At 40.0% G+C, this 12,386-nt stretch carries 14 protein-coding genes and 1 pseudogene; 5 read left to right on the top strand and 10 right to left on the bottom strand.

Translation table 11 applies throughout. The features are described 5' to 3' along the window. On the top strand, nt 1–522 hold a 522-nt coding region (locus K5Q29_RS10180; protein ID WP_398578117.1), incomplete at its 5' end, for a transposase. 288 nt (nt 523–810) lie between these two features. Here K5Q29_RS10180 and K5Q29_RS10175 read toward each other — a convergent pair. From K5Q29_RS10175 to K5Q29_RS10150, 6 genes are all read right to left on the bottom strand, one after another. Beyond that, a complete protein-coding gene (locus K5Q29_RS10175) occupies nt 811–1,812 on the bottom strand; it encodes an aldose epimerase family protein (RefSeq protein ID WP_105139481.1) in 1,002 nt (333 codons plus the stop codon). A gap of 492 nt (nt 1,813–2,304) precedes the next feature. After that, a complete protein-coding gene (locus tag K5Q29_RS10170) occupies nt 2,305–2,706 on the bottom strand; it encodes a PTS sugar transporter subunit IIA (RefSeq protein WP_004194089.1) in 402 nt (133 codons plus the stop codon). Next, nucleotides 2,706–3,524, bottom strand: coding sequence for a PTS system mannose/fructose/sorbose family transporter subunit IID (locus K5Q29_RS10165; RefSeq protein WP_105139482.1), 819 nt, complete (start codon nt 3,522–3,524; stop codon nt 2,706–2,708). Before K5Q29_RS10165 ends, K5Q29_RS10170 begins: the two co-directional genes overlap by 1 nt. Next, a complete protein-coding gene (locus tag K5Q29_RS10160; RefSeq protein ID WP_044758657.1) occupies nt 3,511–4,413 on the bottom strand; it encodes a PTS mannose/fructose/sorbose/N-acetylgalactosamine transporter subunit IIC in 903 nt (300 codons plus the stop codon). Before K5Q29_RS10160 ends, K5Q29_RS10165 begins: the two co-directional genes overlap by 14 nt. 38 nt (nt 4,414–4,451) lie before the next feature. Next, nucleotides 4,452–4,937 (bottom strand): PTS sugar transporter subunit IIB, encoded by a 486-nt coding sequence (locus tag K5Q29_RS10155; RefSeq protein WP_024406998.1) that lies wholly within the window; start codon nt 4,935–4,937, stop codon nt 4,452–4,454. A gap of 53 nt (nt 4,938–4,990) precedes the next feature. After that, nucleotides 4,991–6,763 (bottom strand): beta-galactosidase family protein, encoded by a 1,773-nt coding sequence (locus K5Q29_RS10150; RefSeq protein WP_105139483.1) that lies wholly within the window; start codon nt 6,761–6,763, stop codon nt 4,991–4,993. Nucleotides 6,764–6,969: 206 nt separating this feature from the next. Between K5Q29_RS10150 and K5Q29_RS10145 the strand changes: the two genes are divergently transcribed. Beyond that, nucleotides 6,970–7,680, top strand: a complete 711-nt coding sequence (locus K5Q29_RS10145) for a GntR family transcriptional regulator (protein ID WP_014637542.1) — start codon at nt 6,970–6,972, stop codon at nt 7,678–7,680. 139 nt (nt 7,681–7,819) lie between these two features. On the opposite strand, the gene K5Q29_RS10140 is transcribed toward K5Q29_RS10145, so the two are convergent. The 4 genes from K5Q29_RS10140 to recX form a co-directional block, all read right to left on the bottom strand. Next, nucleotides 7,820–8,551 (bottom strand): GntR family transcriptional regulator, encoded by a 732-nt coding sequence (locus tag K5Q29_RS10140; RefSeq protein ID WP_105139484.1) that lies wholly within the window; start codon nt 8,549–8,551, stop codon nt 7,820–7,822. 99 nt (nt 8,552–8,650) lie between these two features. Further along, nucleotides 8,651–8,968 (bottom strand): DUF960 domain-containing protein, encoded by a 318-nt coding sequence (locus K5Q29_RS10135; protein ID WP_029752740.1) that lies wholly within the window; start codon nt 8,966–8,968, stop codon nt 8,651–8,653. A gap of 57 nt (nt 8,969–9,025) precedes the next feature. Beyond that, nucleotides 9,026–9,559 carry a DUF402 domain-containing protein gene (locus K5Q29_RS10130; RefSeq protein WP_221877122.1) on the bottom strand — a complete coding sequence of 178 codons (534 nt, stop codon included), beginning with the start codon at nt 9,557–9,559 and terminating at the stop codon, nt 9,026–9,028. Between the two features lie 75 nt (nt 9,560–9,634). Next, nucleotides 9,635–10,411 carry a recombination regulator RecX gene (gene recX, locus K5Q29_RS10125; RefSeq protein WP_024416611.1) on the bottom strand — a complete coding sequence of 259 codons (777 nt, stop codon included), beginning with the start codon at nt 10,409–10,411 and terminating at the stop codon, nt 9,635–9,637. A gap of 37 nt (nt 10,412–10,448) precedes the next feature. Between recX and rlmD the strand changes: the two genes are divergently transcribed. From rlmD to K5Q29_RS10110, 3 genes and pseudogenes are all read left to right on the top strand, one after another. Beyond that, a complete protein-coding gene (gene rlmD, locus K5Q29_RS10120) occupies nt 10,449–11,801 on the top strand; it encodes a 23S rRNA (uracil(1939)-C(5))-methyltransferase RlmD (protein ID WP_105139485.1) in 1,353 nt (450 codons plus the stop codon). A gap of 102 nt (nt 11,802–11,903) precedes the next feature. Continuing rightward, nucleotides 11,904–12,042: pseudogene (locus K5Q29_RS10115) on the top strand (transposase); the annotation flags it as partial. Nucleotides 12,043–12,057: 15 nt separating this feature from the next. Next, nucleotides 12,058–12,386 (top strand): helix-turn-helix domain-containing protein (locus tag K5Q29_RS10110; RefSeq protein WP_205032695.1); only part of this gene is annotated, 329 nt, incomplete at its 3' end.

The raw sequence follows: 12,386 nt of genomic DNA, 5'->3' as shown, positions 1-12,386 counted from the left end.
ATCGGCGGAAAGGTACTGCTCACCTTTAACCTCTCCTTCTGTAACTTTATCTTCGCTCGATTACTGGATAATAAAACAGCTAATGAGGTCGCTAAACACCTCTACGCTATCAAGAACAACCTGCATCAGAAAGAGATGAGCTTCTGCGAACTATTCCCTGTCATTCTGACCGACAATGGTGGTGAATTCGCTAGAGTAGACGATATCGAAATGGATGTTCGTGGAGAATCTAAACTCTTCTTCTGTGACCCAAATCGTTCTGACCAGAAAGGGAGAATTGAGAAAAACCACACACTTATCAGAGACATTCTTCCTAAAGGAAGTTCGTTTGACAACTTGACACAGGAGGACATCAACCTGGTTTGTTCGCATGTCAACAGCGTCAAACGAGCTGCTTTCAACGGAAAATCGGCTTATGAACTCTTTACGTTTACCTACGGTGAAGAATTGGCAACACTTTTGGGTATATCTAAAATTGACCCTGAGAATGTCATCCAATCACCTCGATTATTAGATAAGTAATCGCTCGTTTTTATCATAAAAATAATTTCAAAATAGAAAGGAACTTGTCCCAGCCAAAATTCCAGATAGCTAGAACTTACTTTGAGACGTCTCAGAGCCAGTAACTTTAGTGTACTCTTTTTTTCAACATTTTCAACCCTAAAAATTCCTTGAATCTGCAGCTTTAGGCAAAAACAGAACTTAGTCTGAGACTAAATTCTGTTGGTGTTATGCAGTTTTCTCAAAGTAACTTCTGGAAGGACGGGAACTAGAACTTACTTTGAGAATTTACCTAGAGTCCCCATTTTTTTACCAAGTAAAACGATAGGTCGTTTTAGACAGAAATTCTTCTCCTTGCTCTAACAAAATCGAACCAAATCCATCGACATTGCACGCATTCGGCAAGGCCTGACACTCTAAACTAAAGACACCGTGGTAACAGGTCAAAGCTTCAACAGGAAAATTATATGTATAAATAACGACCGCAGGCTGGTTGGTTTTGACACTGAGTCCAATTTTCCCATCTGGACTCAAAACTTCTACCGGAATATCCACCTCTTCCAATAACCATGGGTGGTCATAGCCTTTTACCAATACATTTTGAGGATATTGGCTATCAAATCCCTGAGCAAAAGGCGCAAAATCTCTAAAATCAAACGGCGTCCCTGTCACATCTTCTAAGACACCCGTTGGCAGGTTATCCTCCCCAAGCGGAGCATAGTGATTCGCAGCAATTTTAATACGGTGCTCGGCAACTGACCGTTGAAAATCACCAGTCAAGTTGAAATAGATATGGTTGGTCGGATTAAAAATCGTATCCTTATCCGATACAGCCTGGTAGTCAACTGTCAATTCATTTTTATCCGTCAAACAATAAATAGCCTTGACCCTCACATCACCAGGAAAGCCATTAAAACCATCTTTTAGGACCATAGCAAAGGTCACTTGATTTCTCTCATGGTCTAGCTCAACGTCCCAGTACTGCTCATTTGCCGTGTCAACCCCACCGTGTAGAGTCCTACCAGGTTCATTTTCTGTGAAATGGTAGCTTGTTCCCTTTATCTCAGCTTGGGCTCCTGAAATACGCCCCGCTACTGGGATAATTGTTGAACCAGGATACAAATCTGTCTTGCGGTAATCTTCATCCGACTTAGCCGCCAAACTGACATTTCGCAAACCGCCATTCTCTTCTACTGGCAGAAGCACTTCTACCACTCTAGCTCCAAAATCCGTCAAGGTTACCTGCATCCCATTCCTGTTTTCCAAGCAATACAGTTTTGCTTTTTCACCAAATGTTTTTACTTCAATCATTTCTTTTCCTCATAAGCCAAATGGGAGTGGGAAAGAACTCGACCAGTCTAAAAAGAGTTCGTCAACAAGTCTTTATTTCTAGTTGTTGAGCTGAAACAGTCTATCCCCAGACTGTTTCACTCCCACCCCCGCACAGCTCAAACTGTCTGAGAGACAGTTTGAGGTTGGAGATAAAGCGAACTTTGTTCGCAACAGTCGTAATGGTCAGATTGGGAGTGGGAAACACGAACAAATCTGCCAATCAACCACTGCGCTGAGATGTTGACTCGAACTCTGAGAAGCGAGGCTGGACTTTCTGCCCAGCCTCAGGATACTTAAAGCCTATCAACTATAGAACATTTTATAATTAACGAAAATCAAATCCGTCTGTAACAATCGGCTGAGTTAGCCTCACTCTCTTATTTCTAGGCTCGGGCTGTCTTTGGTCACTCTTTCATTTCAAGGTGACCAGTTGAAACAGTTCCCCAAACTGTTTCAACTTCCCTGACTGTCTCACTCATCGTCATCTTCATCACTTGTTAATAGACTATTGACATGAACTAGGTTGCTTGTACCAAATTCGACATAGTCTACGGCTTCGCCAAGCAGGACGCCGTTCAAGAATCCGATAACCATTGGCATATTCATACCTGCATAGAGGTCAAACTGCCCACCTTCAATCAATTTTCGTGATACGACATTGGCTGGTGTACCACCCAACAAGTCTGCGAAGACAACGAAATCTTCCAATCCTGCAATTGTTTCTTCAAATTTTTTCTGGAAGTCTTCTGGACCTTCTTCTGGTAATAAAGCTACTGTGTAGATGTCCTCTTGAGGACCCATAATCATTTCAGTAGATTTTTTCAACTCCTCGCAGAAGATACCATGACTTACTAATACTAAACTTCTAACCATTATGCCATACCAAATGCGAAGTGACCGATTGCTGAGAAGCCAAGTGCAAGCACAATAATAATCAAGATAGCTTTAGTCGAAGTCATGCCACGACGACCAAGAAGCCAGAAGACAAATCCTGTAAAGATTGCAGGTACTAGGCGTGGGAAGATGGTATTCAAAATGTCTTGAATATCAATCACTTTTTCTCCAATAGCTGGAGCCCAAGTCACTTCAAAGTTAATCATAGTTGCAATCAAGGCCCCCATCATGAAGACACCCATGACTGAAGCAGCATCAACAAGAGCTGTCAAGCGATCACGCATGGTTGTAATCAACTTAGTACCTTCTTTGTAGGCAACTTCCAACTGTTTCCAACGGAAGATGTCATAAACCACTGCTACTGCTACCCAAAGAAAGATACCAACTGGAGATCCCTCTTTACCCATAGTAGCAGCCACAGTCCCCATAATCGCTGGAACAAGAGAACCAAAGATTGAGTCACCAATTGGGGCAAATGGTCCCATCAAACCTGTCTTAACACCGTTAACCGCATCTTTAGAAGCGACGCCATCACTTTCTTCAAGTGCCAAGTCAATACCTGTAATGATGGTATGGAAGAATGGTGAAGTATTGAAGAACTGAGTATGCAATTTCATCATTTCCTTCAACTCAGGAGTACCATCCCCATACATTTTACGCAATTGTGGCAAAATCATGTAGAGGTAGCCAGATGCCTGCATCCGCTCATAGTTCCAACCAAGTTGGAAAGTGAACAAGCTACGTTTGTTGATTTGATTAAAATCTTCTTTTGTTAATTTGTAATTAGATTTCGTCATCTTCAATTTCCCCACTTTCTGAATTTGATGGAGCAACTACAGTTACTTTTTGGCTATTTTTGAAGTGAAGCACTGAAAGGAATGCACCCACAATAGCGATACCAATCATTGACAAACCTTTGAAGTTATTGACAAAGCTTACGCCTGCATCTTCAGGAAGAGTGCCAACGATACCAGCAACTGCACCACCCAAAGCTGATACGTTACCGTAAAGAACAGTCAACATCGCTGTAAGGGCGAAACCGAATGCCAAGTAGTGAAGGTTGCGTTTAAGTGGAAGATAGTGAAGTAAGATTGCAAATCCAAGACCTGGAAGCATACGAGCTGCAAGAGTTAAGCCTGCTGCAATCCATTTGTATTCAGGCAACTCAATCGTAGAGACAAGAGTTTCTACAAGACCACCACCAAAAGCAAGGGCAAGAAACACTGGAAGTGCACGAGAAAGTGCCCAAGGAATTGCACCAAGAAGGTAGTTGCGTTCGATTCCAGCATAGTCAAAACGTTCGATTGCTGCATCTACACGATGGGCAAAGAAAGTAGTAGTGAAACGTCCCAAAATATCTGTATAAACCAACAACCCTGCAACTGGTACGCCAATAGTGGAAATGGCAATTTCTGGATCTAAACCTTGTGAAATAGAGAAAGCTGTTGCAAGAACCGCACCAGATGTTGCATCAATACGTGACGCACCACCGAAAGTACCAACTCCCAAGACAACTAACTGCAAACTTGCACCAATTAGCAAGCCAACTTCCATGTTCCCCATGATTAAACCAGTGATAAACCCTGCAAAGACTGGTGAACCTGCTGACGATACAATTGTCAGCTCGTCACAAATCTGATAAGCAGAGTAGAGCGTTAGAAGTAATATTTGCCACCATTGCATAATAGTGATCCTCCTTTAAATTTTTCAAAAATATCCGAATGTTATCTAACCTTATCCAATAATGGCATAAAGTCTTTTGGTGAATCGCCAGGTACCATTTGTGCAAATAATTTTACACCCTTAGCCACCAAGGCATCAAAATCTGCAATATCCTTATCTACAACGTTAATAGAACGAGTTACAGAACGAGTTTCCGGAGTTTGAGACATATTCCCTACGTTCAACTCAGGGAGCTCAACCCCATACTCTACCAAGCGAAGGAAGTTTTCTGGACGACGAGCAACAATCAAGAGACGTTGACTATCATACTTGCCCTCCTTAATATTATTAGCAGCCTTTTCAATCGGTAAAATCGATAATTTTACGCCTGGAGGACATGCTAATTTCAGTCCTTGTTTTTCAATGTCATTCTGAGCAACAGCATCATCGATAACCATGATACGACCGATGTTCAATTTCGTCGTCCATAAGTTAGCAACCTGACCGTGGATCAAACGACCATCAATACGCGTAGCAATAATTGCCATACAGTGTTCTCCTTTTCTTCATAAATCTTTTAGGCAGAAACCGATTAAAATTTCTACAAATCTTTTATAACGGGTCTTTGTGAAAAATGAATCTTCTCGCTATATTTTCCTTCTGTCTCGAAGACAATTATTTCATTCGCTCCTTTCTTTAAGTATCCTTTTGGAATATAGAGATAGAGGATTGGCCCTTTTTCCCAAAAACGTCCAATATTTACATTATTAACGAAAACAACTCCCTTACCAAAACCTGTCATGTCTAAGTAAGTATCCGCAAGTTCATCCAGTTCAAACTGATAACGATAGAAAGCAGCTTGACCTTCCTCCCAGCCCTTACTAAAATCCAAGTCCTCAACTGACTCAAGATGCAAAGGATAGGTTTCCCAATGACCAATAAAATGTAAATCAGCCATCGCACCTCGACCAAGCCCTTTAGACTGGGTAGGAGCTGTTAGTTTGTGCCCATAATTGACACGTCCCATATTTTCTACCAAAATATCTAATGTTAGCTTGTCATCTTTAAAATCCAATTCAACATCGTCACCAATCTCAGTCTGATACTGAGTTGCAACGAATTTTCCATCTGCATAAATTTGGATACGGTCACGCGCATCAACCACTCGGAAACGTTCCGCTTCTGTCTTATCCCGCTCCAACTCTGTTCTATATAAAATATAACCTGTTGACTGATCAAGCTCTTCCATATTCTTAGGATAAAACCCTTTTACGCAATCGCTTACATTTTCTAGAGTAGCAAATAAACTCACCTTATCATGAAGCGACACATCTGAAAAAGCTTTTGCCTCTTTTACAAGCGGTTCTGCATACTCTAATTCAGGATAGACTTCTTTCAAACGTTGTTGCAAAAGATAAAACTTCTTAGTAGGATTTCCAGCTTCATCCAATATAGCATCATAATCATAAGAAGTTACCTGAGGCAAATCAATTTGACCACGAGCAGAGCAACCATTCATGAAACCAAAATTTGTTCCACCATGGAACATGTACAGATTCAAGGAGCCCAATTCGATACATTCCATAACCGAATCAACCATTTCCTCCGGCTCTCTACGAATAATTTCATCACCCCAACGATTGAACCAACCATCCCAAAATTCCATACACATGAGTGGCCAATTCTTCTGATGTTCATTAAAGAATGCCGTCATATTTGCAAAATTCTCTCTAGCTTTAGAACCAAAGTTTCCTGTTACAAATACATCGTCCTCTATCAGTGTTCCTGCACGTAATGTTGCTCGCCAAGAACCATCCGAGGTAAACAAGGGAGCAGTTAGACCATGTTTACGCATCAAGCCAGCCACCGATCTTAGATACTCCTTCTCCTCACCATAAGAGCCATACTCATTTTCCACTTGGAACATAAGTACATTTCCACCCTGTGCGAGTTGGAGCTTGGCCAATTTAGGAATAAGAGAAGCGTAATATTCATCTAAGTGCTGCAAGTACACCGAATCACTCGAACGTACTCTAAGCTCTTCCTTCATCAACCAAGCAGGCAGGCCACCCCATTCCCACTCCGCACAAATATAAGGAGAAGGACGTACAATTGCATAAAGCCCTAATTCTTGAGCCAATTTCAAAAATCGCTCAATATCCAATATACCCTCGTAACAAAACTCACCCTTTCGAGGTTCATGCATATTCCAAGGGACATAGGTTTCAACCGTATTAAAACCAAGGGCCTTTAAGTTATACAAAGAATGGTACCAATCATCAGGATGGACACGAAAATAATGAATCGCTCCTGATAAAATCTTAAAGGGTTCACCGTCCAAATAAAATTGGTCTCCAATATAAAATTCTTTCATTTCTTCCTCCGATGCAACCGCTTACCTTTCTATTAATATACTAACACTTCTTTGTGGTTATGTCCAGTACTTTTTAAAAAATTTTTTACCATTTTTTATCACCTTTATAAAGTGAAAAAGTATATTTTTGTGGGTATTTTAGCTATATTTTTTGATTTTCATCAACTAATTTAGTATAATAAGCTGTGGAAAGGAAGGAAATAAGTATGAAAGTACCGAAGTACCAACTTATACAAAACGACTTACGCCAACAGATTGTTTCTGGCAAATTTGAAAATGGCGACAAATTTTACACAGAATCTGAATTAACAAAACTATTTAATGTTAGCTCCATTACCGTTATCCGTGCAGTAAACGAACTAGTTAAAGACGGCTACCTCGTTCGCCAACAAGGTAAAGGAACCTTTGTATCTCGTTCACGCAAAGGGCGTCTTGTAGAATTTTCTGATATTGAGATTTTTCCTATGGATAAGGATAAGGTTACTGTTCTCTCGTGCGAAAAAGGCAATAAACCCGATATCCTTGAAAAACTAAATCTTGACAAGAATGAGTTTTACTATAAAATTGTACGCGTCCGCGCAGCAGAAGACACTCCATATATCTTCCACAATTCATACATCCCTCAACGATATATTCAGAATCCAGATGCTCCACTCGAGCACTATCAATCAATCTATCAACGCTTCAAACTGGACTACAATATCCACATGTCCGAGGAACCATTTGTAGAAACAAATGAAATTGTCAGCCCATCTCCAAAAGAGGTTGCCACCCATTTGAAATTAAAAGCGACTGAACCAGCTGTACTACAAAACAAAACAACTACTAACAGTACTAGCGGTGAAGTGATGGAATATACTGAAACTTACAAACACTGGAAGTATTACAAATTTGAAATTACAGCCAATCATCGCTAAAAAAACGCAGACTAACGTCCGCGTTTTTTTCATATCCAATAACAATCAAAAGTAGTCTAGGAAACGAAACCAAAAATAGAACTGGATTTCATCAAGGCTCTTGACAACGAATAATTTTGATTTTCGAAGAGTATTAATTCTAATATCCCCGTTGATGGGTAATCTTGTAACGAAACTGGTCCGCTCTAGCAATACTAAACGTAAACTCGATAATTCTATTCTTATCATTATAGGTTTTTCTTACCAAATGAAGCACTGGACTATTGCTTGGAATTCCGAGTATCTTAGCTTCATTATCCAAAGCAATACTTGCATAGAACTCTTCTTCTGCCAAACGAATCACCTGATGATAATCCTCTGAAAAAATTTCATACAAGGGAGTTGACTTCATTCGCTGAGCAGCTAATCCAGGAAATAGCGAGGCAGGAACATATGTCCTTTCCAGCATCATCGGAATCTCATCGGCAAGTCTCAAACGTTCAACTTCAAACACTTCCTCACCCTGACTAAGTTGTAGATGTTGCGCAATATAGTCCGACGCCTTAACCAATTCAAAGGATAAAATAGATGTCCTCGGTACTTTCCCAATTTTTTTCATTTGCTCAGTAAAACTATAGGCCTGAGACAAATCAACTGCAGTATCTGAAAGCTCAGATACATAGGTTCCCTTACCATGCTTCTTATAGACTAAGCCACGTTTTTCCAATTCTTGCAAAGCCAAACGAACTGTAATACGACTGACACCATAAACCTGTGTCAACTCACGCTCTGAAAATAACTTGTCATTCGGAGCCATCCTCTCACGAATTGCAACTTCCAATTCATCAACCAACTGCAAATAGAGAGGTTTTTCAACAGTTTGACTAACCATAGACTCCTCCTTTCTAACCCACATAAGCTTACAAATCTATTTTACACCAAATTTCATATATTAACAATATCTTAGGTGATAAAATACCATCTCTTCAAGCTAAAGCAAGGTTACCTCGTCTGGCAAAGTAATGGTCTCTTTTCCCTGCTTGTCCATTACCAAGATTGTTGAGGGATAAAAAGGATCAAAACGACTATCTAAATCTACAGCCAGTACATTTTTATAACCTTCCTGCGAAAAGACCAGCGTCATCTTACCACGACGATTTTTGATAGAAAAACGGATTACATTTTTCAAAGGAATAACTCCTTTTAAGTAGTGATCAATAACATACCAGAAACTATCAATCACTTCCCCGGGAAGCGAGGTCACAACTCCAAAACTTGCATAGCGCCCATTTGTTTGCTCAAAGGCCATAAGCCCCTCCTTTACAATAAGAAAAAAGCCTGTAAAACAGGATTTTCTTTTCTAACTTTATCTACTTCTCAGTTCTAAATAGCGTTTGTACCAGATATTAACGTAGGCTGGAGAGAATGGTCCGCGCTGGTTATTAATCCAATCAACCAGTATCTTGACATTTTCCTTCAAAATAAAATCAATATCATCCGAATACTTCATCGCCTCACGATGACGCTCATATTCATCCACATCCAGCAGTCTCTTTTCACCATCAGCAAAGACCTTAACATCTAGGTCATAATCAATGTATTTGAGTGCCTCATTGTCGAGAACATATGGACTAGCAAGGTTACAATAATAGGAAACTCCGTTTTCACGAATCATTGCAATGATATTGAACCAGTATTTTTTATGAAAATAAACGATTGCTGGTTCTCTTGTTACCCAACGCCTACCATCATTTTCAGTCACTAAGGTATGATTATTGACTCCAATAATAGCATTTTCCGTTGTTTTTAATACCATGGTGTCACGCCAAGTGCGATGAATTTCACCGTCATGCTTATAACTTTGAATTGTAATAAAGTCGCCTTCCTTTGGTAATTTCACTTTGTTACCAACTTTCTACAATTACAATTTATCTTGACTATTATATCATATTTTTCTAACCTAGGCTAAATTTTTTCACAGATAATCACGAAGGACAGTCTGAATCCGATCAAAGTCATAACCCCTTCGAGCTAAAGCCTGTATCAACCTTTGCTTCAATTCATAGCCTTCATATTTACGACTATATTTTCTATACTGCTTATCCAATTCCTTGGCGATTAAATCATCTTCATTTTCTTCATCAGCCACAAGTTCCAACTGACCCAGGCTTTGTTTGGCCGTCTCATAAGAAAAACCCTTGCCCATCAATCCCTGTACAACTTTATCTTGCAAAGCTCGAAGAGGCAACTTTCTTTGGTATCTCCCCACCAATTTCTCCCCAATCTTCCCAGCAAGCTCTGAAAAATCTTCCTCAGCCAGCCTTTTATCAATCAGCGGTTTAGGAATTCCTTTCTGCATCAACTTCTGACGAATCATAGCTGGTCCCTTATCTCCATTTAGAGCATTCTGACGAACATAGCTATCAACATAATTCCCATCGTCCAGCCATTTTTCCTCTTCTAATACCGTCACAATCTTGACAATATTGTTTTCTTCAATTTCATATTTTTTTAGATAATCACTAACTTCTTTTTTGGTACGTTGCTTGAAGGAAAGGTAATAAAGTGCTAGATTTTTCCCATAAGAAAACTGAGCAAAATCGCGAAGCTCACGAAACTCCTGCTCCGTGATTTCCTTTCCCTTACTAAGCATGAAGCGAACAATTGTGTCTTCCGTAATATACAAACTATCCTGACCATCCACTTCAAGTAAATAAAGACGTTTCTTCTTTTCAATTTTTGTAATTCTCATTCTTTCATTATACAGGATTTTTCGGTAAAATAATAATATGAATCTACAAGTAAACCAACGAATCCCCTTAAAAATCAAACGAATGGGCATCAACGGAGAAGGCATCGGATTTTATCAAAAAACGCTAGTCTTTGTCCCTGGTGCCCTTAAGGGGGAAGAAATTTTTTGTCAAATTACCTCAGTCAAACGAAATTTCGTTGAAGCAAAATTGTTAAAAATCAACAAGGAATCAAAATTTCGTGTCAAGCCTGCCTGTGACATCTATCAAGCCTGTGGTGGTTGTCAAATCATGCACCTCCGCTATGATAAACAATTAGACTTCAAACAAGATCTCTTGCAGCAGGCCCTAAAAAAGTTCAAACCAGCTGGCTACGAAAACTACACTATTTATCCAACAATCGGTATGGATAAGCCTAGCCACTATCGTGCCAAATTACAGTTCCAGACTCGATCTTTCAAAGATCAAGTCAAGGCCGGTCTCTATGCAGAAAATTCCCATCGCTTGATTGGAATTACGAATTGTTACGTCCAAGATGCCGAAACACAAGAGATTATCAACGGAATCGCAAAGCTACTCACCAAGCACCGTATTCCTATTTACAATGAGCGCAAGCAACATGGAATCCGCACGGTTATGGTCCGCAAGGCTCGAAAAACAGGTCAAGTTCAAGTGATTTTTATCACCTCTTGTCAGGTTAATCTTACTAAATTAATTGATGAACTCACCAGTCAATTTCCAAGTATAATCACTATTGCTCTAAACTGGAATAGACAGAAAACGAGTGATATTTATGGGGAAAAAACAGAAATTTTATGGGGAGAACAAGCTATCGATGAGGCTGTTTTAGATTACGAATTCTCACTATCTCCACGGGCATTTTACCAACTAAATCCCCAACAAACAGAAATTCTCTACGGCGAGGCCGTCAAGGCTTTGGACATTTCAGGAAATGAAAACTTGATTGATGCCTACTGTGGCGTGGGCACAATCGGCTTCGCCTTTGCTAAAAAGGTCAAATCTGTTCGAGGTATGGACATTATTCCAGAAGCCATCGAGGATGCCAAAGCAAACGCTAAGCGAATGGGACTATCCAATACCCACTATGAGGCAGGTAAAGCAGAAGAAATCATTCCAAAGTGGTACCAAGAAGGCTACAGGGCCGATGCCTTGGTAGTTGATCCTCCACGAACTGGACTCGATGAAAAGCTCCTCAAAACCATTTTGGATTACAAACCAGCTAAAATGGTTTACGTATCCTGCAACGTCTCCACTCTTGCAAGGGACCTTGTTGAGCTAAGCAAAGCCTACAAGGTAGAATACATTCAATCTGTCGACATGTTTCCCCACACAGCACGGACCGAGGCGGTTGTTAAACTAAGCAAAAAATGAAAGGCACTGTAAGACTATGACGGGTAAACCCACTCTGGTCATACAGAGCCTTTTTGAGTGTAGAAAAAAGTCCCCTATGACCTACACTGAAAAACAACAAAACTCACATTTTCAAACGCCATACTGGAAGCTACCAACAATCTCATCAAAGTCATTAAAAGAAATACCTTTGGATTCAGGAAGATGAAAACTAGAAAAACGGATTTTGATTACTTTGATACTTAACAAAAATCAAAAATAGCGTTATAATGGTATTATGACAAAAGAACTTACCCAAACACAAGTCGAAGAATTAAAGCAAGCACTTAAAGATAAAAATAATGCTCCGCATCATAGAAAAATACAGGCACTCATTCTTTATTCTGAATGCAATAATTTAACATCCGTAGCTAAATCAGTAGGCTTTGTCCATCAGACAGTCCGCAACTTATTGAATCGCTATCTAAGTGGTGGCTTAGAAGCCCTCTTAAAGGAAAATCGTGGTGGTCGCCGCCGCTCCTATATGACGCATAAGGAGGAAGAAGATTTCCTTAAAGAGCAACTCTCTTCTTCTTTGAATGGAGAATTCGTTACCGTTAACTCCCT

It is taken from the genome of Streptococcus sp. 2018037, from assembly GCF_019754195.1.
In the GTDB taxonomy this organism is placed as follows: Bacteria; Bacillota; Bacilli; order Lactobacillales; family Streptococcaceae; genus Streptococcus; species Streptococcus hashimotonensis.
The sequence above is the reverse complement of the archived record's forward strand: the minus strand, read 5'-3'. Positions and strand labels throughout refer to the sequence as shown.